We start from the raw sequence: 23,361 nt of genomic DNA, 5'->3' as shown, positions 1-23,361 counted from the left end.
CCGGGGGCAGGCTCCGGCTCGGGGAGAGGGCCAGCCGGCGCGGCCGACGGGTCAAGATCCACCGGCACGAACCTCGGCGCCGACGCGGCACGCGGCACCTCCGGACCGCTGCCGCTACCCAGCGGCGCGGTCGGGGTGCCGGTTCGGCTGGCCGAGCCGGCCGCGCTGGCAGTGGTCCGCCCCGGCGCCCACGTCGACCTCCTGGCCGCGCCGCCGGGCGGAGCAGGCAGCTCCGAGGCGACCCTGCTGGCCCCCGCCGCGCTCGTCTTGGACGTGTTGGGCGCCGGCACAACCGACGGGTCCGCCGCGCTGTATCTCGCGCTTCGCCCAGACCAGGCACAACGCGCGGTCGGCCTGCCCGAGGGCAGCCGCTTCGCCATCGTCATCCGTGGCTGACCAGGCCGACCATGATCGACATCGTTTCGCCCATGTGGGTGGCCCACCGACCCAGACAACCCGCCCGGCCGCGCCGGGGTCAGTCCCAGTGCGGAGGGCGTTGGGAAAGCAGCCAGTCGTCGTTGCCGTCGGCCCGCTCGCCCCAGCCGTGATCGGTGTCGTCGGACGTCTGCTCGGGCAGCACCACGAAGTCGTCGCTCAGGTCGACGGTGCGGTCGTCGTCGCCGCGCGTGCCCTGCGCGCCGGGGTCCTCGGTGCTCACGAACGGCAAGACTAGCCCAGCCGACGGTGGCCGCGCCGGCCAGAAGCGACCGGGCTGTCGGCCTGCTTGGTAGCGTCGGACGGCGTGACGACGACCCCCAGCGGTGGCAGCACCCCGGACGACTACTGGCGGCGACCCGGGACCGGTGCCGGTGACACGGCGGACCAACCCCCCGCCGGGCCGGCGCCCACGCCGACGGGTGGGTATGCGGGCCCTCCGCCGAGCACGCCGCCTCCGGCGGGCTGGCATCCGCCCGTACACCTGGAGCCGACGCCGCCCCGACGGCTGCCGGCGCAGGACATGGCCGGCCTGGACGCGGCCGAGCAGCGTTCGCAACGGGTCACCTACGGTTTCGGCGCGGCGGCCGGGGTGGTCCTGGTGGTGCTGGTCTGCCTGCTGTGCTCGCGGATCATCTTCTGACCGCGTGGGTCAGAGGGTGGTGCCCCAGACCGCCTCGGCACCGGAGTGGCCGGTCAGATAGACGTAGACCAGGGCGGCGATGGAGAGGGCGACGACGACCACCGCCAGCACCGGGGTCACCAGCGCCGGCAGCCGTGGCACCCGAGGATGCCCGCTGGTCGCCACCAGCAGCAGGATGGCCGCGATGCCGAGCGGCACCACGATCCGGAACAGGATGTCGCCGTAGCGGGAGTGTTCGAAGATCTGGTCGAGGATCTGGCCTTGGAAACCTCGGGCGACCAGCGCGTCGGTGAACGCCTCGCCCGACTCGACGGCCACGAAGGTGGTCACCGGGGCGGCCACGGCGAAGAGGCCCAGCGCCCAGTCCAGCCGGTGCCGCCACCGCGGCAGACCCACGTACGCGATGGCCAGCACCGCCAGCAGCGGCACGAACACGACCACGGCGTGGATCACCAACGCATGGACCGGTAGACCCAGGATCTCCTCGAACATCGCGCCCTCCAGGTGGATCACGGTCACAGGATCGCCAGCTTACGGCCGGCCGGTCGCCCCGAGCTCTCGACCGGACACACGCGCGATGCCACGCTCGGGTTCACCGATCGATGCCCGCCTCCGGTTGTGTCCGTGGCCACCCTGGTCACACGTCGGTTGTCGATGGTGGTCGCGCGTGCTGTCATTGGCGCATGTCCGGTGCCGAGGAGCTGCTGCGATCGAGAGGGCTGCGCGTCACCCGACCGCGTCTCGCGGTGCTCGACGTGCTGGCCGGTGGTGGTCACCTGGAGGTCGACGAGATCACCCGGCGGGTCCGGGAACGCCTCGACTCGGTCTCCACCCAGGCGGTGTACGACGTGCTGGGCGCGCTGTCCCGGGCCGGACTGTCCCGCCGCATCGAGCCCGCCGGCAGTCCCGCCCGCTACGAGGCGCGTGTCGGCGACAACCATCACCACGTGGTCTGCCGGGGCTGCGGCGAGATCGCTGACATCGACTGCGCGGTCGGCGGCGCCCCCTGCCTGGAGCCGAACGTCTCCCACGGGTTCGAGGTGGACGAGGCGGAAGTGACGTTCTGGGGTCTGTGCCCGGGCTGTCAGTCCCGCCGGTCCGCCGACCACTGACGAGAAGCCGCCACTGACGAGAACGGGCGACCGGCGCGGTCGGCACGGGCATGGCACTCTTGGGCGGTGGACTCCGATGACCTCGGCCTCTTCGGTCCGGGTTCGGTCACGTGGAAGGTGCACGAGGAGCCGATCCTGATCGTCGCCGGCCTGCGCTCGCTCTACCTTCAGGCGTTGCACCCGCGGGCGATGGCCGGGGTCGCGCAGAACAGCAACTACCGTACCGACGCCTGGGGCCGTCTGGTCCGCACCGCCACCTACGTGGCGACCACCGTCTACGGGACCACCGCCGAGGCGGAGGCGGCCGGCGCCCGGCTGCGCCGGTTGCACGCCCGCCTGCGGGCCACCGACCCGTTCACCGGTACGGAGTTCCGGGTCGACGATCCGGACCTGCTGCGCTGGGTGCATGTCACGGAGGTCGAATCGTTCCTCAGCACGGCCCGACGCGCCGGGCTGCCGCTGACCGACGACGAGGTGGACGGCTACTACACCGAGCAGCGCCGCTCCGCCGAGCTGGTCGGTCTGGACCCGGCCACCGTCCCCGGCACCGCCGCCGAGGTGGCGGCGTACTACGAGGACGTACGGCCGCAGTTGCGGATGACCCGGGAGGCGGCCGAGACGGCGGTCTTCCTCACCGCTCCCCCACTGCCGTGGAAGCTCAGCCTGCCGGCCCGTCTGGGGCTCACCCTCGGCCCGCCGCGTTGGGCGTACCTGGGGATCGCCGGCACCGCGTTGGCGCTGCTGCCGGCGTGGGCGCGCCGGATGTACGGCGGGCTCGGGCTGCCCACGACCGCCCTGTCGGCGGATCTGACGGTGCGCGCCCTGCGGCTCGCGTTCGCCGCGGTGCCCCGCCGCTACCTCGAGGGGCCGTTGACGCAGGCCGCCAAGCAGCGGGCCGAACGGCACGCCGCCGCTTCGCCGGCCCGCTGAGCCGAGCCGGGTGGTGTCGGGTCAGGCGTCGGCGGCGCGGTCCACGGCGGCCCACGGCTCCTTGCCGGGAGCCTGCGCGCCGGTCGGGCAGTGGCGCCGGAAGTCGCACCAGCCGCAGCGTGGGCCGGGCGCGACGGGGAACGCCTCGTCCGCGTCGCCGCCCTCGGCGACCGCGCGTTCGGCGGCCATGATGTCGCGGGCGGTCTCCTCGGCACGGGTCAACTGGCGGGCCAGCGACTCGACGGTGTGGTCGTGGCCGGCGACCGTGCCGGTGGGCAGGTGGTGCAGCTCCACCCGGCGACACGGCCGGCGGAACACCCGCTCGGCCGCGTACGCGTAGAGCGCCAACGCCTGCGAGCCCCGGGCGTCGTCCGTGTCCAGCCCGGTGCGGCCGGTCTTGTAGTCGACGATGACCAGCTCCGGGCCGGCCGGGCCGGGGCGGGAGTCGATGCGGTCGGCCCGGCCGTTGAAGGCGAGCACCGCGGTCTTGACGGCCACCACCCGCTCCACCCCCAGCGGGTCGGTCTCCGGCTCCAGCGTCTCGACGTACGCCTCCAGCCAGCCCAATGCCCGCCGGAACGCGGCGCGTTCCTGCTCGTCGTCGCGGTAGCCCTCGCGCACCCAGGTGCCCTTGAGCAGGGTGGCGAGCACCTCGGGCCGGCGTCGCTCGGTGGGCAGCGCGTACCAGTTCTTCAGGGCGGTGTGCACGCTGGCGCCGAGGGAGTTGTGCGCCCACGGCGGGCCCTTCGGGGGGCTCGGCCGGTCGACGTAGGAGTAGCGGTAGCGGCGCGGGCAGTCCGTGTACGTGCCGAGCTTGCTCGGGGTGCAGACGAACAGCCGCTCCGGCATGCCCTCGAAACCGAGCTGCTCGGCGCCACCGGCGCGTTGGTGAGGGGGCCGGCCGCCGCCGGCGGCGGGTCGTCCGGCTGAGGAGGCTCGTCGCACGCCTGCGATCCTGCCATCCACCCCCGACATCGCGGGTGCTCCGGGTCAGGCCATGTTGACGTACTGCGTGACGAAGGCGGCCACCGCGTCCGCGATGAGCTGTACGGCGATGGCGGCCAGCAGCAGGCCTGCGATCCGGGTCAGCACCTCGATGCCACCGGGGCGCAGGATCTTCACGATTCCGCCGGAGAAGCGGAGGACGATCCACACGGCGACCATCACGGCGAGGATCGCGAGGGCGATGGCGGTGAACTCGCCAAGCCCGTCGGCCTGCTGGACGAAGAGCATGGTGGCCACGATGGCGCCCGGTCCGGCCAGCAGCGGAGTGCCCAGCGGCACCAGCGCGATGTTGGAGGTGACCTGCTGGCTCGGGTCGTCGGCCTTGCCGGTCAGCAGTTCCAGGGCGACGAGCACGAGCAGCAGCCCGCCGGCGGCCTGTAGGGCCGGCAGGTCCACGTGCAGGTAGTCGAGCAGGGTCTGCCCCGCGACCGCGAAGATCACGATGACGCCGAGCGCCAGCGCGACCGCCTGCCAGGCCGCGCGGTTGCGGTCCCGGGCGGGCAGCGGGCCGGTCAGCGCCAGGAAGATCGGCATCATGCCCGGCGGGTCGGTGATCACCAGCAGGGTCACGAAAACCTCGCCGAACAGCTTCAGATCCACGTGATCAACCTAGCCGCGCCGTGGTGGGCGAAATACCCGGATCAGCCCGAAGCGACCTCGGTCACCCCGGCGGCCACGATCCGCTCGTACGCCTCGACGCCGGTGCTGAAGGCACCGAGCTGGACGGTCTTGTGGGTGCCGTGGAAGTCCGAGGAGCCGGTGACCACCAGGCCCAGCTCGGCGGCGAGGCCACGGACGTGCGCCTGCTCGGCCGGGCTGTGGTCCTCGTGGTCGGCCTCCAGCCCGGCCAGCCCCGCCGCGGCCAGCTCGACGATCAGCTCGTCGGGGACCACCCGGCCGCGCCGGGTGGCCCGGGGGTGGGCGAAGACCGGCACCCCACCGGCCGCCCGGACCAGCCGGACCGCGTGGAACACGTCGATGTCCTCCTTGGGCAGCCGGTACCGCTCGCCCAACCAGTCGGGGCCGAACGCCTCCCGGGTGCTGCCGACCAGCCCGGCCCGGATCAGCGCCTGCGCGATGTGCGGGCGGCCCACGGTGCCACCGCCCGCGCCGGCCAGGATGTCCAACCAGCTCACGTCGACGCCGTCGGCTCGCAGCAGCGCGACGATGCGTTCACCGCGCTCCTCGCGGGCCGCGCGCACCCGGGCCAGCTCGGCGACCAGCTCCGGGTGGTCCGGATCGAAGAGGTACGCCAGCAGGTGCAGTGGCACCGCCGGCTCGGTGCCGGACCAGCGGCAGGACAGTTCCGCGCCGCGGATCAGGCGCAACCCGGGCGGCAGCGCCCGCACGGCCGGCTCCCAGCCGGCGGTGGTGTCGTGGTCGGTGATCGCCAGCACGTCCAGCCCGGCGTCTGAGGCGGCGCGCACCAGCTCGGCCGGGGTCAGCGTGCCGTCGCTGGCCGTCGAGTGGGTGTGCAGGTCGATCCGCGGGCTGGGGCCGAGATGCGAGGTCACGTCACGACGCTACCGAGCGCCCGGTGGTCCGGGCCGCCGGAGGGCGACCCACGGCGGCGCCGGCGACCACACCGACGGGCCAGCACCTCGGCCGGCCCAGGTCAGGAGCCGGTCACCAGGACGGGACGGTCGCCCGGTTGGACGCCGTTGACGGGAGCCGGCGTGGCCGGCGTCCCGGCCCGTACCCGATCGACGTCGACCCGGACCAGTTGACCGGTGCCGTCGAGGTAGGAGGCCTGGGAGGTGGTCGTCCAGGCGACCGTGCCGGTCATCGGCGGGCCGGCCGGCACGGCGGCCGTGTCCGGCCCGAGCTGGCTCAGGTCGACCAGCAGGGACCGGCTGACCTTGCCGACCGATCCGTTCACCAGGAGCCACCGGCCGTCGGTCGAGATCCCGCCGACGCCGTCCCGGCTCAGCTGGAGGCCGCAGCCGGTGCGGTCCGGTTTCAGGGCGGGCGTCGGGCCGAGCACGGCCAGGCAGGTGCGGCGGGGATCGTCCGTGGCGACCTGACCGATCAGCCGGCCGTCGGGCAGCGTGCCGTAGACGTTGATGGTGCTGCGGTCGCCCCGCGCCAACAGTTGCCCGGCACCGGGCCGCCACAGGGCGTGGCCCGGGGCGGCCGGGTCGAGCCGGACCAGCACGCTGTCGCCGACGAACCGGACCGGTTCCGCCCCGGCCGGCACCGGCGTACGCGCCGACCCGATCAGCTGGGTGCCGATCACTCCCGCCACCAACAGGTCGGTGCCGTCGCGCCAGGCGACCTGACGACCGTCGGGTGCCAGGACGATCTGGCCCGCGCCGGCCAGCAGCACCTGCACCAGGCCGTCGCTCTGCGCGACCCAGAGGGAGCGGCCGGCAGTGGTCGCGGCACCCACCACCAGCAGTCCTCCGCCGCCGGGTAGCGGTCGGGCGCGTTCGGCCGGCCCGACGCCGGGCAGCTCCAGCCGCTTCCCGTCGGCGCTGATCAACGTCCCGCCAACGAGCAGGTCGGCCGGCGCTCCGGGCGAGGGCGGCGGGGCGGGCACGGTGGCGGTGGGGATCGCCCGCACCGAGGGGTCCGGGTCGCCGATCACGACGATCGATGAGCCCTGCCGGTCGGGGTCCTGGGCGAGCTGCGCCATGCCGGTGCTGACCACGACGGTGGTGATCGCCGCGAGAGACAGGCCGACCACGGTACGTCGGCGCCGGATCCGGTTGCCGCGGCGGATGGCCTGACCGGCCGGGTCGGCGGTCAGCGGACGGGCAACGCCGACCTGGCGCGAGAGAGTTTCCCGCACCGCACCTTCGAACTCGTCAGGCCGCACGTCGTATGGACGCGGCGGGCGGCCCGTCAGGTTGTCGGACCGGCCCGGGTACCCGCTCACTGCTGCTCTCCGGGGCCGGTACCGACGGGCACGGCCGCCGGAGCGGTGGGCAGCTCGATCGGCGGACCGATCGGGCGGGGCGCGGCCGGGCGGGGCGCGGCCGGGCGGGGCGCGGCCGCGCCGGGCACCGACCGCTCGGACGCCGGCCGGGGTCGGGGCGTCGTGCCGGCCGGCGTCCGCCTGGTCGGGGAGCCCGCGCCGCCGGTGCGAGCGGTGCCGGCGGTGGCCGCCCGGCCCGGGGTGGCTGTATCGGCGGCCAGTTCCGGCACGGCGGAGCCCAACCGCCGGCGCAGGGTGGAAAGCGCCCGGGACGCCTGGCTCTTCACCGTGCCCGGCGAAATGTCCAACATCGCGGCGGTTTGCGCCTCGGACATGTCCTCGTAGTAGCGCAGCACCAGCACCGCCCGCTGCCGGGTGGGCAGCTCCCGCAGATGCCGCCAGAGCAGGTCGCGGTCGAGTTGTTGCTCGATCTCGTCGACACCGGCCCGCTCGGGCAGCACCTCCGTGGGGCGCTCACCGTGCCAGCGTCGCCGCCACCAACTCGTCGACGTGTTGACCATCACCCGTCGGGCGTACGGTTCGACCGCCTCGATCCCACCGAGCCGCTTCCACGCCAGGTACGTCTTGGTGAGCGCCGTCTGGAGCAGGTCCTCGGCCGTGGCCCAGTCACCCGCGAGCAGGTACGCGGTGCGCAGCAGCGCGGGTGAACGAGCCGCGACGAACTCGCGAAACTCCTCCTCCAACGAGTCCCTGCTCGCCACCGCTCACCTCCCCCGCCACCCTGCCGTTCTGGCAGAGTGCCACGTCAGGGGCCCCCTGGTCCATGACGAAAGGTGCGCACTTGCTCCGATGTTCGGACGAAAACTTTCACGCCCCGTCGTCGGCCTTGGCCTCGTCGGCCTCCTTGCCCAGCCGGGCCTCCACCGCCTGCGGCTCGTACATCTCTTCCACCACACGCAGGTAGAGCTCGTTCGGGTTGGGCAGGTTCTTGATCTCCCGCAGGGCCTGCTCCTGGCCGGCGGACTCCAGCACGAACGTGCCGTAGTTGAGCGCCCGACCGGTCGGCGTCTGCTCGTACTTCATGTCGGTGACCCGGACCAGCGGCATCATGGCGACCTTGCGGGTGACGATGCCGTTGACCACCATGACCCGCTTGTTCGTCAGGATGAAACGGTCATACCACCAGTCGGCGACCTTCCAGGCCACCCAGCCCATCACCGCGAACCACAGCAGCACGGCGATGGTCGTCAACGCACCCACGTCGTTACCGGCGAGAAAGCCGGACAGGTAGCCGAGCACGAACGTCGCCCCGATGCCGATCAGCAGCGGGTTGGTGAGGTGGATCCAGTGCCGCTTCCACTCGCCCCGGTAGCGCTCGGTGGGGAAGAGGTAACGGGCGACCAGCGAGCTGGGCTCGTCTTCCAGGGGCAACACCCGCCGAGGGGTTGCCCCGGTCGCGTCGGCGCGCAACCCGGCCAGCTCGTCCTCGGAGATCTGTGGAGGCTGGTAGCTGGCCTCCGGATCACGGATCCAGGCCCGACCGGAGCGACCCTCACCGGCATAGCCGGGCCCGTCGCCGTAGCCGACGTCGTCCGATAGGGACGGACCGTCGGACAGGCCGGGGCCGGCACCGTAGCCCGGGCCGTCATCGGGCCCGATCCGCGGTATCGGCTCGGTGTCACGCTCGCGACGTTCCCGGTCGGGGTCGTCCGGGTCGAAGGGTGGACCGGAGGGGCTACCCATCGACGGCTAGGCGACGAGGCTGGTGAAGAAGTCGCCGAATCCCTGGGCGATATCCACGATGCCACCGCCGAGCGACTTGAACACATCCGCCGCAGAGTTTGGCCGGTAGGCAACGAAGAAGATCAAGAATGCGATTCCGGCCCAGGTGAGGACCTTCTTGACCATGGCGGGCCATCCTCTCGCGCGGCGCCGGGTCCCATTACCGCAGCGGCACCCAGAGTATCAGTGTGGTGTCGTACAGTGAAGATCTGCGTCCGTTCTCCGTCAATCCGGGAGGGTTGTCAAGCCCTACCTGATAGGTACGGAGATGGTGCGCCGTACACGAGCTCGGGTGGAGTCCACTCGGTCAGGTCGTGAAGCACGACATCTTCCGCGAGCAGGTGTCCCGCACTCGCCGGCCAGGCTATCGCATGCAGCCACATTCCCCGAGCCTCGCCGGCGTACGCGCTTCGATCCGTGGGTGAATTCACCACCCACAGTGGAGTCGGATGCCCGCCGACCTTGATCCTGGCCTGCCCGACGTGCTCCGGATGACCCGGTCCGGGGTCGGTCAGCGCGTCGACCAGTTGCGGTCCCGGGTCCGGGCCGGACAGGCCGGCGAGTCGCGTACCGAGGCCCACGCCCGGCTCCTCGGCCACGAAGACCAGGTCGGCCGGACCACCGCCGAGCGGCGCCGGGCCCGCGCAGGCCACGGCGGTCGCCCGCACACCGGTCCGCTCGTCCCCCGCGTACGCCACGCCGGCGAGAGTCCAGCCGGGCGGCAGCGGCCACGGGCACCAGAGCGGCGTCACCGGCGGATCCGTGGTCGCGGTGATGCGATCGACCACACTCGCCACGATCTCCGCTCCGATGTGCTCGGGCACATGCAGCGGCGGGACGGGCCCGCAGCCCAGGCATCTCGACTCGGTGTGCATCAGATCCGGCGCCCGTACCGGGCCCCCGCATCTCGGACAACTCACCGCGACACTCACATCCCCACCGTCACCCCGATCCGCCGACACGTCAAGCCGGACCGTCCGATTCGGCGCCCGGAAGGGTCAGTCCGGCGGCGGCCCGGCATGCGTACGGATCCACGCGTGCATGGCGATCCCGCTGGCCACACCCGCATTGATCGACCTCGTGGAGCCGTACTGCGCGATGGAGTAGAGCTGGTCGCACGCGACGCGCGCCGGTTCGGACAGACCCGGCCCCTCCTGACCGAACAGCAGCACGCAGTCCCGCGGCAGGGTGCCGGTCTCCAGCGGAACCGAACCGGGCAGGTTGTCGATGCCGAACACCGGCAGCCGCCGCCCGGCCGCCCAGGCGACGAACTCCTCGATCGTCTCGTGGTGACGGACGTGCTGGTAGCGATCGGTCACCATGGCGCCGCGCCGGTTCCACCGTCGACGTCCGACGATGTGCACCTCGGCGGCGTTGAACGCGTTGGCGTTACGGACCACCGTGCCGATGTTGAAGTCGTGCTGCCAGTTCTCGATGGCGACGTGGAAGCCGTGCCGGTGCCGGTCCAGGTCGGCGACGATCGCCTCGTGCCGCCAGTAGCGGTAGCGGTCGACCACGTTGCGCCGGTCGCCCTCGGCGAGCAACTGCGGGTCGTAGCGCGGGTCGTCCGGCGGGTCGCCCGGCCAGGGGCCCACACCCACCTCAAGCTGGTCGTCGGTCACGGTCATCAGAGGGTACGGACCAGCTCGGCGCCCGCCGCGACACCCCGCCGATCTCAGCCCAACCCGAGCGCGCCGCCGAGCCGGTCGAGGAAACGGCGGTCGGCCGGGCTGGCCGGTTGTCCCGGCGGGCCGGGCGCCGACCGGCAGACCCGGGCCGCGACCGACTGCACCCACTGGCGGTACGCGGCCGAGTCGGCGGGATCGGCGCGCCGGCGCATGACCCGGACCGCCGCGCGGCAGGCGGCCAGCAGGTCCACCAGATCGGTGAGCCGCTCGGCGGGCTGCGGGGTGCCGTCGTGGCGGGCGTAGATCGCGGCGACGACGGCACGGACGAGGTCGCTGTCGGACGCCCGGCCGGCGGCCACCGCGTCCAGGCCGGCGAGGTTCGCCAGGACACCCCGCTCGGGACGACCCGGGCCGGGCGCGGCGGCGGCCACGAGGACCCGACCGGGCAGGCTGGTGAGCAGGTCCCACTCGGCGGCGGAGTAGACGGCGGTGGTCAAGGGTGCGGCTCGGCGGCCGGCAGAGGGCGGCTCTCCGGCGACGGAGTGGCTCATCGGAACCTCCGGCGCCAGCATATGCCTCGAAACGGAAATAGGACCCCTACCCGAGGGAAGGAGCCCTGATCCTGCGGCGTCGACACGCCGCGCGTTCAGCGGGGCGTGGGGAAGCTGGGCCGTTCCGGGTCCACGCCGTCGGGGACGGCGCTGGCCGCGTACTCCCGCTTGGGGACCATGACCTTGCGGCGGAAGACGCAGACCATGGTGCCGTCCTGGTTGTAGCCGCGGGTCTCCACCGACACCACGCCCCGGTCGGGCTTGGAGCCGGACTCCCGCTTGTCCAGCACGGTGGTCTCGCCGTAGATGGTGTCGCCGTGGAAGGTGGGCGCCACGTGCCGCAGCGACTCGACCTCCAGGTTGGCGATCGCCTTGCCGCTGACGTCCGGCACGGACATGCCGAGCAGCAGCGAGTAGATGTAGTTGCCGACCACGACGTTGCGCTTGAACTGGCTGGCCGTCTCGGCGTAGTGCGCGTCCATGTGCAGCGGGTGGTGGTTCATGGTGAGCAGGCAGAAGAGGTGGTCGTCGTACTCGGTGACGGTCTTGCCCGGCCAGTGCCGGTAGACCGCGCCGACCTCGAACTCCTCGTAGTAGCGGCCGAACTGCATCCTGGTCCCCTTCGACGGGCGGCGATGGAGTTCGGCACAGCATGCCTTACCGGTGGTTAAGGCGACCGGCGGGGCGCGAGCCCGGCGGAAATGTCACACCGGTCACTCGAAAGAGGGGAGACGCAATGAGCGGCGGGGCCCTCCCCGGCACCCGCCGCCCACGCTCTGATGTGAGGAATTCTGCCCTACGGGTGCGTAGGTTCAACAGAGATCGAGGTCACATTTATCTTTTTGTAACACTACTCTCAGTGACGAATCATGAGTTGATCAGCGATCTCCGCAGGCCGGATACGTCCTTGTCAGGGGTCAAGTTACCGATTCGTAGCGCTCGATCGGGTGGATCTCCCTGGAAACGCTCCCATCACGGCAGGTCACGCAAGTGCGTCGTGCATTTGCGTTCCGCAGGTCGGGACGGACAGACGCGGATCGATGACGCTCGGCAGCCCTGAGCAGCCCGCAGCACGTTTCGGGCCCCACCGCCCGGGAATTCGATACGGTCAGCCCTGGTTCTACGGGACGTAGGCAAACCGCGGTGATCGGAGAGTGCAATGGCAACCGTTGAGCTGACCTCGGCGAACTTCGACGAGGTGACCGGCAACGACGGCATCGTCCTGGTCGACTTCTGGGCCGACTGGTGTGGTCCGTGCAAGCGGTTCGCCCCGGTCTACGAGCGCTCCTCGGAGAAGCACCAGAACATCGTCTTCGGCAAGGTCGACACCGAGGCCCAGCAGGAGCTGGGTGCCAAGTTCGACATCCGGTCGATCCCGACGATCATGGCGATCCGCGACGGCGTCATCGTCTTCGCCCAGCCGGGCGCCCTTCCCGAGTCCGCCCTGGAGAACCTGATCGAGCAGGTCGAGGCGCTGGACATGGACGACGTCCGCAAGCAGCTGGCCGAGCACAACCACTGAGTCGTCGTACGACGGCACGCGAGGCCGGGCCCGATCGGGCCCGGCCTTCGTCGTACCCACCCGACGCCCGCTTGATCACCGACCTGGGCAGGCGGAACTGGCCGTCGGTGGGACCCGGCACGGCCGGTACATCCCGTATCGTCACGACCCGATGGAGACCCTGACCACCCGCGGGCGTGCGACCCGGCTGGGCGCGACCGCACTCGGTCTCGTCCTCCTACTGGCCGGCACCCTGTGGGGCAGCGACGACGACTTCCCGTTCGGCCCCTTCCGGATGTACGCCACCTCGAACCCGCCGAACGCGCCCGCACCGGACACCCGCGTGGAGGGGGTGGACTCGGCCGGCGTCGTGATCGACCTCGACCAGAACGCCACCGGTATCCGCCGCGCCGAGATCGAGGGCCAGCAGGCCCGGTACGCCGCCGACCCGACGCTGCTCACCGAGGTCGCCGACGCGTACGCCGAACGCCACCCCGGCGCCGCCGTGCTGGTCGAGGTCCGCATCGTCATCCGGTGGCACGGCATCCGCGCCGGCCGGCCGACCGGCCAGCACACCGACGAGACCGTGGTCAGCTGGCAGGCCCCCCGATGAGCCGCTGGCTGACCGAGGCGGTGCCGCGAGGCCGCATCGCCGCGTTCCGGACGGTGATCTACCTCTTCGTCGCCGCCGACCTGGTGATCTTCACTCCCTGGGTACGCACCCGGGCCAGTGTCCTGGGCGAGCTGTACCAACCGCTGCTGATCGGCCGTGTGCTCCCCCTGCCGACACCGACGCCGGCGCTGGTGGCCGTGATCTTCTGGGCGCTGCTGCTGCTCGCCCTGCTCGCCGCGACCGGTCGGGCGCCCCGGCTGCTCGGCTGGGCGGTCTGCGCGCTGTACCTGGAATGGATGATCATCGCGATGAGCTACGGAAAGGTCGACCACGACCGTTTCGGGCTGCTCGTCGCCCTGGCCGTCCTACCCACCGCTGGTCGGGCCCGGCACGGCGACACCACCCGCACCGAGGCCGGCGGCTGGGCGCTGCGCGTCACCCAGATCGCGGTGATCTGCACGTACTTCCTCGCCGCCTGGGCCAAGCTCCGCTTCGGCGGGCTGGACTGGCTGACCGGCTCGGTGCTGGCCAGAGCGATCATCCGGCGCGGCACCGACCTGGCGGACCTCATCGCCCAGGTGCCGTACCTGCTGATCGTCGCCCAGTTCGGCATCGTCGCCTTCGAGCTGCTCAGCCCGGTGGTCTTCCTGCTGCCGGCCCGGTGGCGGCTGGCCATGGTCGGCTTCTTCTACTCGTTCCACGCGGTCACCATCGCGACCATCACCATCTCGTTCGCGCCGCACCTGGCCGCGATGGCCAGCTTCCTGCCGCTGGAGCGGATCCGCCCGCTGCTCTGGGCCCGCTGGCTGATCGGCCGCCGCGAGCCCGCGACCACCGTGGTCCATGAGCCGTCCGGCCCCGGCACCGAGCCGACGTCGCGCGAGGATCAGGCCCCGGCGCTCGGGCGGCCAGCCGGGCCATAGAGCCGTTCCCGGGCCTCCTGCGGCAGGGAACACGCGGCCGTGCCGCCCGGCAACCGGTGCCGGTTGCGGGCCACCCAGCGGTACGCCGGCCAGGCGACGGCCCGCGCCGGTGGGAACCGCAGGCCCGCCCCGGCCACCCGCCAGAGTCGCCCACTCGCGGCGAGCAGCTTCGCGATGGCGTCCGGCCCGGCCGCGCGCGAGCCGTCCGCGCCGACCCACTGCACGGCCTCCTCGCACTCGGCGACGGTGAGGCCGAGCGCGTCGAGGTCGGCGAACTGCCAGGGCACCACCCGCGCGGTGGTGGGGATCCGGCGTTCGATGAACTCCGCACACGTCGTGCAGAACGCGCAGTCCCCGTCGTAGACGAAGGTCGACGTCTCCATGCCGTCCATCCTGCCCCGCCGGGGCGTCGATCAGTCACGGGTGTCCGGCGAGCCACTTGCGCCGACCTCGTACACGTGTTCGAATAGTGGCCATGCGCTGGGACAACCTCACCGCTCCCCCGGTCGAGGGAGACCCCGAGCGGGCAGCGCCAGCGACGCCACCCCTGCCGCTGGCGCTGCCCGGCGCCGTCGCCCGCACCTTCGACACCCCCGAGTTCGCGGGGATGACCTTCTACGAGGTGCAGGCCAAGTCCATCCTCAACCGGGTGCCCGGGCAGTCCCGCGTCCCGTTCGAATGGACGATCAACCCGTACCGTGGATGCACTCATGCGTGCCGCTACTGCTTCGCGAGAAATACTCACACATATCTGGACCTCGACGCGGGCGCGGACTTCGACCGGCAGGTGATTGTCAAGGTCAACGCCGGCGAGCTGGTGCGGCGGGAACTGGCCGCGCCGAAGTGGCGGGGCGCGCACGTGGCGATGGGCACCAACGTGGACTGCTACCAGCGAGCCGAGGGCCGCTACCGCTTGATGCCACAGATCATCGCGGCCCTGCGAGACTTCACCAACCCGTTCTCGATCCTCACCAAGGGCACGCTGATCCTGCGCGACCTGCCCCTGCTGCGCCAGGCGGCCGAGGTGACCAGGGTCGGCATCTCCTTCTCGGTGGGCTTCGTCGACGACCAGCTCTGGCGTGGCGTCGAGCCGGGCACACCGCACCCGAGCCGCCGGCTCGACGCGGTCCGCCGGCTCACCGACGCCGGCTTCTCCGTCGGAGTCCTGATGGCGCCGATCCTGCCCGGCCTCAGCGACAGCGAGGAGTCGATCGACGCCACGGTCTCGGCAATCGCCGCTGCCGGAGCGACCGACGTGACTCCGTTGGCGCTGCACCTGCGGCCCGGCGCCCGGGAGTGGTACGCGCAGTGGCTCGCGCGTGAGCACCCGCACCTCGTCTCCCGCTACCGCGAGCTGTACCGCTCCGGCGCGTACGCCCCGCAGGCGTACCAGCGGGAGCTGACCGCGCGGGTGCGGATCGCGGCCCGCCGCCACGGGCTGCTCCGGGGCGAGCCGGGCGACAACCGACGCCTGCCCGCGCCGCCGCCCGCGCCGCCCGCCGAGCAGCTGACCCTGCTCTAGTCTTCCTGCCAGGCGGAAAGCTCCGACCTGCGGCGACACCTCCCCCATCCACCGCGACACGTGGCGCCGACGAACTGCCAGCGTGACCCGGTGACGCCCGCAGCTGTGCTGTCCGAGAAGGCGGGAACGGCGGACTACTCCGCAGAGCTGTGGGTGGACTCGACCTCGTTCCTGCCGTACAAGCCCCGGCCCGACGACCGACTGACCGCCGTGGGCCGCCGTCCCTGGGTTCCGGGGTACGGCAACCCACGGAGTTACCGGTCTGCTTCGCTCCGCGCAAAGCGCCAGTCGGGCCCGTGGGCGTCGCGTGTTCCTCGCCCGCCTTCGGCGGGGCCGGCGGAGCTACAGTCGGCGGGTGCGCACCGCTCAGCAGATCCTCGCCGACTCCGCCGTGATCGCCGTCGTGGGCGCGTCCCGCGACCCGTTCAAGGCCGCGCACGGCGTGCCGTTGCAGATGCAGCAGTACGGCTGGCGCATCATCCCGGTCAACCCGACGGTCGACGAACTGTTCGGGGAACGGGCCTACAAGACCCTTGCCGACATCCCGCACCCCGTCGACCTGGTGGACGTGTTCCGCCCGGCGGCGGACGCCGTGCAGGTGGTCCGGGACGCGGCGGCGATCGGCGCCCCGGCGGTCTGGCTGCAACTCGGCATCGTCTCGGCCGAAGCGCGACAGATCGCCGAAGAGGCGGGCATGGACTACGTGGAAGACCGCTGCCTGATCGTCGAACGCGCCGCCGCCAACCTGACCCGCCTAACCTGACCCGCCCCACCCCAGCCGCGGGACCTGGCCAGAGAGCCGGCGGGTACCAGAGACGAGGCGTGTGTCGGCGCGGACGACCTCGGTGGGAAGCGTGATGCCTGTGAGTCATATTGATGCCTCACAGTCATCACGCCCTTGAGCGACGACGCGGCCGGACCGACCGGCGACCGGCGACCGAATCAGCAGGCGCGGTTCAGAGCTTGTACTCCTTGAGCAGGCCACGGGAGATGATGGTCTTCTGGATCTCCGAGGTGCCCTCGCCGATGAGCAGGAACGGGGCCTCCCGCATCAGCCGCTCGATCTCGTACTCCTTGGAGTAGCCGTAGCCGCCGTGGATGCGGAACGCCTCCTGGACGACCTCGGCGCAGTATTCCGAGGCGAGCAGCTTGGCCATCCCGGCCTCGACGTCGTTGCGCTGGCCGGCGTCCTTGAGGCGGGCCGCGTTCACCATGAGGGCGTGCGCGGCCTCGATCTTGGTGCCCATCTCGGCGAGCTTGAAGGCGATGGCCTGATGCTTGGCGAGCGGCTGGCCGAAGGTCCTGCGCTGCTGGGCGTAGCCGACCGCCAGCTCGAAGGCGCGGATGGAGATGCCGCAGGCACGAGCGGCCACGTTGACGCGGCCCACCTCGATGCCGTCCATCATCTGGTAGAAGCCGCGACCCACCTTGTCGGCGCCGCCGAGGATCGCGGAGTCGGGCACGGTGACGCCGTCGAGCACCATCTCGGTGGTCTCGACGCCCTTGTAACCCATCTTGTCGATCTTGCCGGGGATGGTGAGGCCGGGCGCGGTCTCGCCGAAGCCCGGCTCCTTCTCGAGCAGGAAGGTGCTCATGTCGCCGTACACCGAGTCGGCGCCGGTGTCGGTCTTGACCAGAGTGGCCACCACCGAGGAGTACGCCCCGTTGGTGAGCCACATCTTCTGCCCGTTGAGCACGTAGCGGTCGCCGTCGCGGACGGCGCGGGACGTGATCGCCGAGACGTCGGAGCCGGTCTCCGGCTCGGACATCGAGAACGCGCCACGCACCTCACCGGTGACCATCTTCGGCAGCAGCCGGGCCTTCTGCTCGGCGGAGCCGTGCTGGGAGATCAGGTACGCCACGATGAAGTGGGTGTTGACGATGCCGGAGATCGACATCCAGCCCCGGGACAGCTCCTCGACCACGAGCGCGTAGGTGAGCAGCGACTCGCCCAGCCCGCCGTACTCCTCGTCGATGGTGAGGCCGAACAGTCCCATCTCGCGCATCCCGTCGAGGATGTCGGTGGGGTACTCGTCGGCGTGCTCCAGTCGCTGGGCGTGCGGGATGATCTCCTTGTCGGCGAACTCCCGGACCGTCTCCAGGATCGACCGCTGCACATCGGTCAGGCCGGGCGTCTGGGCTAGTCGGGCCATCTCAGCCTCCGGGGATCAGCGCACTACTCATGGGTAACTGAACGCTGGCTCAGTATCGGTCTACGGGGCCGACGAGGCCAAGGTGACCAGTCCACACAACCGCTGTGAAAAGGTTCACCGCTGCGGGTAGCGTCCGGCAAGAGGGACTTTTCCGGCACCGGCAGGAGGAGCACAACTGTGAGCTACCCGCCGCCGTCGGGACCCCCGGGAGACGAGCCGCCGCCGTCACCCTACGAGCCACCCCGGGACCAGCCGCCGTACGCGCCTCCGCCGGCGGACCAACCGGCGCCGTACGGGCAGCCGGGGCCGCACCAGGCCGGACACTGGGGCCAGCAACCGCCGTACGCCCCGCAGGGCCCCTACGGCCAGTACGGTCCACCGTCGCCCGGCCAGGGTCGGGGCACCAACGTACTGGCGATCCTGTCGCTGGTGTTCGCCTTCGTGTTCCCACCGGCCGGCGCCGTCCTCGGCCACGTTGCCAAACGGCAGATCCGCACCAGCGACGAGGAGGGCGACCAGCTCGCCACGTGGGGGCTGATCCTCGGGTACGTGTTCACCGGGCTCACCCTGCTGGCCTGCTGCGGTTGGCTGGCCCTGGTGCTGTTCGGCAACACCGGCGACAGCGGCGGATACTGACCCGCCGCGCGGTCAGCGGAAGCGGGCCTCCCGGACGCTGTTGCCGCCGTCCACCACCAGCATCTGCCCGGTGATGTACGAGGCGGCCGGCGAGCACAGGAAGCTGATCGCCGCGGCGACCTCGTCCGGAGTGCCCGGTCGACCCACCGGCGTACCCAGTCCCTGCTTGATCTCGGCCATCGTGGACGCCGCGGTGTAGATGGTGCCGGGCGCCACCGCGTTGACGGTCACCCCGTCGGCGATCATCTCCATGGCCAGCGCCCGGGTCAGCCCGACCACCCCGGCCTTCGCCGCCGCGTACGCGGCCTCGGTGGGCAGCGCGTTGAGCGGGCCGGCCGTGGCCGACAGGTTGACGATCCGACCCCAGCCCCGCTCGGCCATCCCGCCGATGAACGCCCGGCTGCACAGGAAGGCGGTGGTCAGGTTGCGGTCGATCTCGCCGCGCCACTCGTCGTAGGACAACTGGGCGACCGGCCGCAGCACCTCCGGGCTGGCCCGGCTCGCCAGGCCCGCGTTGTTGACCAGCACCTCCACGTCGCCCAACTGCTCGGCGACGGCATCCGCCAGAGCGCCGACCTCGGACTCGTCGGTCAGGTCGGCGACGAAACCGGTCACACCCAGCTCGCCGGCCCGATCGTGGATGCGCCGCGTGGTGGAGACGATGGCGACCCGGGCACCCAGGTCGGTCAGTCGGCGGGCCGTCGCGTACCCGATGCCGTCCGCGCTGCCCGCCCCCGTCACCAGGGCGACCCGCCCGTCGAGCCGCATGGTCACCGGGTCGGCGAGCGCGACCGGTTCGTCCGGACCGGGACTGCCGGGCGGTGTGGCCGCACGGGTGCGTCGCGCCATGCCGGGGCGGCTGGCGTCCCGTCTCGGTCGGCTGCCGGAGCGGTCCGCGGCGCGCGCGTCTATTGCCATGCCAGGGATCCTGCCCCTTGCGAGGGGCCCGAGCAACGCGGCACCCGGTAGCGGGGGCGTCGTGTTTACCCGACGCTGGCTACCCTGACGGCGCACCCGACCTGACGGAGAGTTCGCATGACCAATCCCCCACCGCCCGGCGGCTGGACCGACCCCACCTGGTCGGCCCAACCGTCGAGCGCGCCACCGGACCCGACCCTCGTGGCCGGTCAGCCGGTGCCCGCCCAAGCCGGCCCCGCGGACCCGTACGCGCCGGTCGACCCCTACGCCGGCGGGCAGCCGCTGCCGGGGCAGCCGGTACCCGGCTACGCCCCGCCCGGGTACCCCTCGCCGGGGTACGCCCCGCCGGGCTACCCGCCGCAGTACTCCGGCTACGGCTACCCGCCGCCACCGAAGACCAACGGGCTGGCCATCGCGGCGCTGGTACTGGCCCTGGTCGGCTTCGCGTCCTGCATCACCGCGCCGGTCGGCGCGATCCTCGGGCACGTGGCGCAGAAGCAGATCCGGCTCAGCGGCGAGGGCGGTGAGGGGATGGCGAAGGCGGCCATCATCATCGGCTGGATCCTCACCGCGCTGCTGGTGCTGCTCATCATCTTCTACATCGTGGTGATCGTTCTGGCCATCACCACGGGTGCCAGCAGCGACAGCGGCTACTGAGCAGCGAATACCCGAGGCCGGGGTGACCACCGGCGGTGGCCACCCCGGGCCGGTCACTCCGGCGGGGTGAACGACGAGGTGCGGCTCATCCCGGCGGCCCGGCCCTTGGCGGCGATGACGAGCGCCATCTTGCGGGACGCCTCGTCGATCATCTCGTCGCCGAGCATCACCGCGCCCAGCCTGCCGCCAGCCTCCGACGTGTAGTGCTCGTACGCGTCGAGGATCAGCTCGGCGTGGTCGTAGTCGGCCTGCGCCGGCTGGTACACCTCGTTGGCGGCGTCGATCTGACCCGGGTGCAGCACCCACTTGCCGTCGAAGCCCAGCGCCGCCGAGCGCTTGGCCACCTCGCGGAACGCGTCGACGTCGCGGATCTGCAGGAACGGGCCGTCGATGGCCTGCTTGTCGTGCATCCGGGCGGCCATCAGGATCCGCATCAGGATGTAGTGGTACGGGTCGCCCGGGTAGTCGGGGATCAGCGCGCCGACCACCAACGACCTCATGTTGATCGAGGCCATGAAGTCGGCGGGGCCGAAGATGATGGTCTCCACCCGGGGCGACGCCGCGGCGATGGCGTCCACGTTGACCAGACCGGCGGCGTTCTCGATCTGCGCCTCGATGCCGATCCGGCCGACCTCGAGACCGAGCGTCTTCTCGATCTGGGTGAGCGTCAGGTCCAGCCACTGCACCTGGGCGGCGGTCTGCACCTTCGGCAGCATGATGCAGTCCAGGTTCGCGCCGGCACCCTCGACGACCTCGATGACGTCCCGGTAGGTCCACGGGGTGGTCAGGTCGTTGACCCGGACCACGCGGGTCTTGCCGGCCCAGTCCCCCTCGTTGAGCGCGGCCACGATGTTCTTGCGCGCATCCGGCTTGGCCAGCGGGGCGACGGCGTCCTCCAGGTCGAGGAAGACCTGGTCGGCCGGGAGGCCCTGCGCCTTGCCGAGCATCTTGACGCTGGAACCGGGTACGGCGAGGCAGGATCGGCGGGGACGACCGACTGCGGCCATGGATGCGCTCCTTCCAGCGTCCGGCGGGCACGCCGACGCCACCTGACGACAGATCCAGAAACTTAACGATCCCAAAGGGCGTGGTGACGCCACGGTAACCTCGCGCCATGACCGGGGTGAATGGACCTGTGGAAGATCTCACTGGGCGTCGACTGGTGGTGGTGACCGGGGCCAGCTCCGGCATCGGGCTGGCCGCCGCCATCAAACTGGCGTGCCGAGGCGACCAGGTGGTGCTGGTCGGACGTGACCCGGCACGCCTGCAGTCCGCCGCGGAACGCGTACGGGAGACCTCGGGTGAGCGTCCCGAGCTGTTCCGGGCCGACTTCGCGGTGCTCGACGACGTACGCCGGCTCGCCGACTGGCTGCGCGACGCGTACGACCGGATCGACGTGCTCGCCAACAACGCCGGCGCCATCGCGCTGCAACCACTCACCACCGTCGACGGCTTCGAGCTGTCGATCCAGGCCAACCACCTGGCCCCGTTCCTGCTGACCAACCTGCTCGCCGACCGGATCGGCCGGATCGTGGTGACCGCCTCCGGCGCGCACCGCTTCGGGGCGCTCGACCCGGACGACCTGAACGGGCCGCTGCGCAGCTACCGACCGATGGGCGCGTACGGCACGAGCAAGCAGGCGAACATCCTGTTCACCGCCGAGGCGGCCCGCCGCTGGCCGGGCATCCCCGCGTACAGCTTCCACCCCGGGGTGGTGCGCACCCGGTTCGCCAACGACAGCAGGCTGGTCGCCTTCGGCATGCGCGTCCTGCCGTTCCGCAGCCCGGAAAAGGGCGCCGAGACGCTGCTCTGGTTGACCAACCAGGATCCGGCCCGCCTCGTCGACGGCGGCTACTACTACAACCGCCGGCTGCGCAGGCCGTACCGCAAGGCGGCCGACCCGCGGCTCGCCGCCCGGCTCTGGACGGCCAGCGCCGCGGCCGTCGGCATCGATGGGTAGCGTGGCCGCCACCCTGCCCCTCGTCGCGGTCGTCGGCGAGCGCGGGGTCGGCGGCGTACGCGATCAACGGCGCGGACGACGACACGGCGACCACGGCCAAGCTGATCGCGCCGGTGGTCAGCGGATCCAGGGTGGGGCGGGCGGAGAGTGGTGCCGCGAGAGGCAATCCTCACACGCATGACCATCGCCACCTACCGTCAGCACTCCGTTACGATCACGCGGGTTCCCGTCGGCGACCCCCGACCGCCCGGAGGCGCTTTCCATGCCCAGCTACCAGGCGGTGCTGTTCGACTTCTTCGGCACGCTGACCCGTTCGGTGCAACGCGGCGTCGCGCACCTCGGCACCGCCGAACTGCTCGGATGCCCCACCGACACGTTGACCGAGGTGCTGGACCGCACCTACTACGAGCGGGCCACCGGCCAGCTCGGCGACGCGGAGGCGACACTGCGCTGGGTGTGCGCCCAGGCCGGCGTACACCCCAGTGACCATGCGCTGCGCGCGGCCGTCGCGTCCCGGCACCAGGCCGTCCGCGCGGACACCCGGCTGCGCGCCGACGCGGTGCCGGTGCTCGCGGCCCTGCGCGAGCGCGGCCTGCGCACCGGCGTGATCAGCGACTGTACGCACGAGCTGCCGGCGTTCCTCCCGCAGCTCGCCATCGCCCCGCTCCTCGACGTGCGGGTCTTCTCCGTGCAGGTCGGACAGTGCAAGCCGGCCCCGGCGCTCTACCTGACCGCCTGTCACCGGCTCGGGCTGGCACCGGGCGACTGCCTCTACGTCGGCGACGGCGGCAGCCAGGAGTTGACCGGCGCCGAGCGGGCCGGGATGACCGCCGTCCGGCTCGCCGCACCCGACCTGAGCGACCACATGGTGTTCAACGCCGACCGGGAATGGCACGGCCCGATGCTCGGCACGCTGCGCGACGTGCTCGACCTCATCGACATCGACGCCGAGGTGGTGGGTGCGGTCTGACGACCGGCGTCAGCGGCGGCGGCGCACCCGGTGCAGGCGGAACGGTTTGCGGGTGACACGGACCGCGGGTGTGGGCCGGGGCGGCTCGGACTGCGCGTCGGACGGCAGGTCGGCACCGGCCAGCGGCACACCGGCCGGGGCGAGGCGGTTCACGGCGCAGTCCTCGGCGGCCCATCGGGCCACCAGATCCGCGGTCGGACCGGGCGCGTTCAGGCGCTTGCCCGCCACCAGCGGCGCGGTGGTGTCCCATGCTTCGGTGCCCGGGCGTACCCGGGTCACCCGCGCCGACCAGGTGACGATCCGGCCACCGTGGTCGCCGCGCAGGGTGACCTGCGCCTCGGTCGCGTCGGCCAGGCCCGGCGCGGCCTGTTCACCGGGGCCGCTGACCACGAAGAGCGCCCCCTCCAGCGGGGCGCACCAGAGCGCGAGCGCCGGCCCGCCGGCCACGCTGACCCAGGCCACCGCCGCTTTCTTCATCGCCTCGTCGACCAGCGGCGTGCCGCCGGGGGCGTCCTCGTCCGTCACACCCGCATTCTCCCGCATG

General features: G+C 71.9%; 31 protein-coding genes. 13 read left to right on the top strand and 18 right to left on the bottom strand.

The window, feature by feature from the left end; genetic code table 11:
• Positions 1–135: 135 nt before the first annotated feature.
• The gene (locus tag AB0H52_RS18190) at positions 136–396 is read left to right on the top strand and encodes a hypothetical protein (RefSeq protein ID WP_225854715.1); all 261 of its coding nucleotides are present in this window, start codon (positions 136–138) and stop codon (positions 394–396) included.
• A 79-nt stretch (positions 397–475) separates the two neighbouring features.
• On the opposite strand, the gene AB0H52_RS18185 is transcribed toward AB0H52_RS18190, so the two are convergent.
• Positions 476–658: a hypothetical protein gene (locus AB0H52_RS18185; protein ID WP_151492026.1), complete on the bottom strand. Its 183-nt coding sequence runs from the start codon at positions 656–658 to the stop codon at positions 476–478.
• Positions 659–742: 84 nt separating this feature from the next.
• On the opposite strand from AB0H52_RS18185, the gene AB0H52_RS18180 reads away from it, so the two are divergent.
• Complete coding sequence (locus AB0H52_RS18180; RefSeq protein WP_225854714.1) at positions 743–1,078, top strand: hypothetical protein; 336 nt, start codon at positions 743–745, stop codon at positions 1,076–1,078.
• A 9-nt stretch (positions 1,079–1,087) separates the two neighbouring features.
• On the opposite strand, the gene AB0H52_RS18175 is transcribed toward AB0H52_RS18180, so the two are convergent.
• Complete coding sequence (locus tag AB0H52_RS18175; RefSeq protein ID WP_357948709.1) at positions 1,088–1,570, bottom strand: DUF2231 domain-containing protein; 483 nt, start codon at positions 1,568–1,570, stop codon at positions 1,088–1,090.
• A 191-nt stretch (positions 1,571–1,761) separates the two neighbouring features.
• Between AB0H52_RS18175 and AB0H52_RS18170 the strand changes: the two genes are divergently transcribed.
• On the top strand, positions 1,762–2,190 hold the full coding sequence (locus tag AB0H52_RS18170; protein ID WP_151492024.1) for a Fur family transcriptional regulator: 429 nt from the start codon (positions 1,762–1,764) through the stop codon (positions 2,188–2,190).
• 66 nt (positions 2,191–2,256) lie between these two features.
• Positions 2,257–3,120, top strand: coding sequence for an oxygenase MpaB family protein (locus AB0H52_RS18165; protein WP_151492023.1), 864 nt, complete (start codon positions 2,257–2,259; stop codon positions 3,118–3,120).
• Between the two features lie 21 nt (positions 3,121–3,141).
• Here AB0H52_RS18165 and AB0H52_RS18160 read toward each other — a convergent pair whose 3' ends face one another.
• The 11 genes from AB0H52_RS18160 to AB0H52_RS18110 all read right to left on the bottom strand — a co-directional run bounded on the left by AB0H52_RS18160 (position 3,142) and on the right by AB0H52_RS18110 (position 11,575).
• Complete coding sequence (locus AB0H52_RS18160) at positions 3,142–3,969, bottom strand: PD-(D/E)XK nuclease family protein (RefSeq protein ID WP_357948706.1); 828 nt, start codon at positions 3,967–3,969, stop codon at positions 3,142–3,144.
• A 141-nt stretch (positions 3,970–4,110) separates the two neighbouring features.
• On the bottom strand, positions 4,111–4,725 hold the full coding sequence (locus AB0H52_RS18155) for a MarC family protein (protein WP_151492022.1): 615 nt from the start codon (positions 4,723–4,725) through the stop codon (positions 4,111–4,113).
• A gap of 41 nt (positions 4,726–4,766) precedes the next feature.
• Positions 4,767–5,639 carry a PHP domain-containing protein gene (locus AB0H52_RS18150; RefSeq protein ID WP_151492021.1) on the bottom strand — a complete coding sequence of 291 codons (873 nt, stop codon included), beginning with the start codon at positions 5,637–5,639 and terminating at the stop codon, positions 4,767–4,769.
• A 101-nt stretch (positions 5,640–5,740) separates the two neighbouring features.
• On the bottom strand, positions 5,741–6,916 hold the full coding sequence (locus AB0H52_RS18145) for a hypothetical protein (RefSeq protein ID WP_357948681.1): 1,176 nt from the start codon (positions 6,914–6,916) through the stop codon (positions 5,741–5,743).
• Positions 6,917–6,999: 83 nt separating this feature from the next.
• Entirely contained in the window at positions 7,000–7,764 is a 765-nt protein-coding gene (locus AB0H52_RS18140; RefSeq protein WP_357948678.1) for a SigE family RNA polymerase sigma factor, read from the bottom strand.
• Positions 7,765–7,870: 106 nt separating this feature from the next.
• Positions 7,871–8,746 (bottom strand): PH domain-containing protein, encoded by an 876-nt coding sequence (locus AB0H52_RS18135; RefSeq protein ID WP_151489539.1) that lies wholly within the window; start codon positions 8,744–8,746, stop codon positions 7,871–7,873.
• 6 nt (positions 8,747–8,752) lie between these two features.
• Positions 8,753–8,911, bottom strand: a complete 159-nt coding sequence (locus tag AB0H52_RS18130; RefSeq protein WP_165942702.1) for a hypothetical protein — start codon at positions 8,909–8,911, stop codon at positions 8,753–8,755.
• Positions 8,912–9,027: 116 nt separating this feature from the next.
• A complete protein-coding gene (locus AB0H52_RS18125) occupies positions 9,028–9,705 on the bottom strand; it encodes a DUF6758 family protein (protein ID WP_357948675.1) in 678 nt (225 codons plus the stop codon).
• A 78-nt stretch (positions 9,706–9,783) separates the two neighbouring features.
• The gene (locus AB0H52_RS18120) at positions 9,784–10,407 is read right to left on the bottom strand and encodes an RNA methyltransferase (protein ID WP_151489570.1); all 624 of its coding nucleotides are present in this window, start codon (positions 10,405–10,407) and stop codon (positions 9,784–9,786) included.
• A 53-nt stretch (positions 10,408–10,460) separates the two neighbouring features.
• The gene (locus AB0H52_RS18115; RefSeq protein WP_151489541.1) at positions 10,461–10,964 is read right to left on the bottom strand and encodes a hypothetical protein; all 504 of its coding nucleotides are present in this window, start codon (positions 10,962–10,964) and stop codon (positions 10,461–10,463) included.
• 95 nt (positions 10,965–11,059) lie between these two features.
• Positions 11,060–11,575, bottom strand: a complete 516-nt coding sequence (locus AB0H52_RS18110) for a MaoC family dehydratase (RefSeq protein ID WP_151489542.1) — start codon at positions 11,573–11,575, stop codon at positions 11,060–11,062.
• Positions 11,576–12,123: 548 nt separating this feature from the next.
• Here AB0H52_RS18110 and trxA point away from each other — a divergent pair.
• The 3 genes from trxA to AB0H52_RS18095 all read left to right on the top strand — a co-directional run bounded on the left by trxA (position 12,124) and on the right by AB0H52_RS18095 (position 14,001).
• Complete coding sequence (gene trxA, locus AB0H52_RS18105; RefSeq protein WP_030329190.1) at positions 12,124–12,486, top strand: thioredoxin; 363 nt, start codon at positions 12,124–12,126, stop codon at positions 12,484–12,486.
• 151 nt (positions 12,487–12,637) lie between these two features.
• Positions 12,638–13,078: a hypothetical protein gene (locus AB0H52_RS18100; protein WP_151489543.1), complete on the top strand. Its 441-nt coding sequence runs from the start codon at positions 12,638–12,640 to the stop codon at positions 13,076–13,078.
• A complete protein-coding gene (locus AB0H52_RS18095) occupies positions 13,075–14,001 on the top strand; it encodes an HTTM domain-containing protein (protein WP_151489544.1) in 927 nt (308 codons plus the stop codon). The genes AB0H52_RS18100 and AB0H52_RS18095 overlap by 4 nt, the downstream gene beginning before the upstream one ends.
• Here AB0H52_RS18095 and AB0H52_RS18090 read toward each other — a convergent pair.
• A complete protein-coding gene (locus tag AB0H52_RS18090; RefSeq protein ID WP_151489545.1) occupies positions 13,965–14,384 on the bottom strand; it encodes a DUF393 domain-containing protein in 420 nt (139 codons plus the stop codon). The two genes, AB0H52_RS18095 and AB0H52_RS18090, sit on opposite strands and share 37 nt — an antisense overlap.
• Positions 14,385–14,476: 92 nt before the next feature.
• On the opposite strand from AB0H52_RS18090, the gene AB0H52_RS18085 reads away from it, so the two are divergent.
• On the top strand, positions 14,477–15,523 hold the full coding sequence (locus tag AB0H52_RS18085; RefSeq protein ID WP_357948669.1) for an Rv2578c family radical SAM protein: 1,047 nt from the start codon (positions 14,477–14,479) through the stop codon (positions 15,521–15,523).
• 355 nt (positions 15,524–15,878) lie between these two features.
• Positions 15,879–16,286, top strand: a complete 408-nt coding sequence (locus tag AB0H52_RS18080) for a CoA-binding protein (RefSeq protein ID WP_151489547.1) — start codon at positions 15,879–15,881, stop codon at positions 16,284–16,286.
• Between the two features lie 193 nt (positions 16,287–16,479).
• Here the strand turns inward: AB0H52_RS18080 and AB0H52_RS18075 are convergent, their stop codons facing one another.
• On the bottom strand, positions 16,480–17,676 hold the full coding sequence (locus tag AB0H52_RS18075; protein WP_357948666.1) for an acyl-CoA dehydrogenase family protein: 1,197 nt from the start codon (positions 17,674–17,676) through the stop codon (positions 16,480–16,482).
• 177 nt (positions 17,677–17,853) lie between these two features.
• Between AB0H52_RS18075 and AB0H52_RS18070 the strand changes: the two genes are divergently transcribed.
• Positions 17,854–18,312 (top strand): DUF4190 domain-containing protein, encoded by a 459-nt coding sequence (locus tag AB0H52_RS18070; protein ID WP_151489549.1) that lies wholly within the window; start codon positions 17,854–17,856, stop codon positions 18,310–18,312.
• 12 nt (positions 18,313–18,324) lie between these two features.
• Here AB0H52_RS18070 and AB0H52_RS18065 read toward each other — a convergent pair whose 3' ends face one another.
• Positions 18,325–19,161 (bottom strand): SDR family NAD(P)-dependent oxidoreductase, encoded by an 837-nt coding sequence (locus AB0H52_RS18065; RefSeq protein WP_192580239.1) that lies wholly within the window; start codon positions 19,159–19,161, stop codon positions 18,325–18,327.
• A 186-nt stretch (positions 19,162–19,347) separates the two neighbouring features.
• Here AB0H52_RS18065 and AB0H52_RS18060 point away from each other — a divergent pair, with 186 nt between their 5' ends.
• Entirely contained in the window at positions 19,348–19,887 is a 540-nt protein-coding gene (locus AB0H52_RS18060; protein ID WP_357948663.1) for a DUF4190 domain-containing protein, read from the top strand.
• Positions 19,888–19,940: 53 nt separating this feature from the next.
• Here the strand turns inward: AB0H52_RS18060 and AB0H52_RS18055 are convergent, their stop codons facing one another.
• Positions 19,941–20,894: a CoA ester lyase gene (locus AB0H52_RS18055; protein WP_151489552.1), complete on the bottom strand. Its 954-nt coding sequence runs from the start codon at positions 20,892–20,894 to the stop codon at positions 19,941–19,943.
• A gap of 128 nt (positions 20,895–21,022) precedes the next feature.
• Here AB0H52_RS18055 and AB0H52_RS18050 point away from each other — a divergent pair, with 128 nt between their 5' ends.
• Both AB0H52_RS18050 and AB0H52_RS18045 read left to right on the top strand, forming a co-directional pair.
• Positions 21,023–21,847, top strand: a complete 825-nt coding sequence (locus AB0H52_RS18050; RefSeq protein WP_357948659.1) for an SDR family NAD(P)-dependent oxidoreductase — start codon at positions 21,023–21,025, stop codon at positions 21,845–21,847.
• Between the two features lie 262 nt (positions 21,848–22,109).
• Positions 22,110–22,817 carry an HAD family hydrolase gene (locus AB0H52_RS18045; RefSeq protein WP_151489554.1) on the top strand — a complete coding sequence of 236 codons (708 nt, stop codon included), beginning with the start codon at positions 22,110–22,112 and terminating at the stop codon, positions 22,815–22,817.
• 9 nt (positions 22,818–22,826) lie between these two features.
• Here the strand turns inward: AB0H52_RS18045 and AB0H52_RS18040 are convergent, their stop codons facing one another.
• Positions 22,827–23,360 (bottom strand): hypothetical protein, encoded by a 534-nt coding sequence (locus AB0H52_RS18040; RefSeq protein WP_151489555.1) that lies wholly within the window; start codon positions 23,358–23,360, stop codon positions 22,827–22,829.
• Between the last annotated feature and the right edge of the window lies 1 nt (position 23,361).

It is taken from the genome of Micromonospora sp. NPDC050695 (assembly GCF_040654415.1).
Taxonomy (GTDB): Bacteria; Actinomycetota; Actinomycetes; order Mycobacteriales; family Micromonosporaceae; genus Micromonospora.
This window is presented reverse-complemented; position numbering and strand designations above follow the sequence as displayed.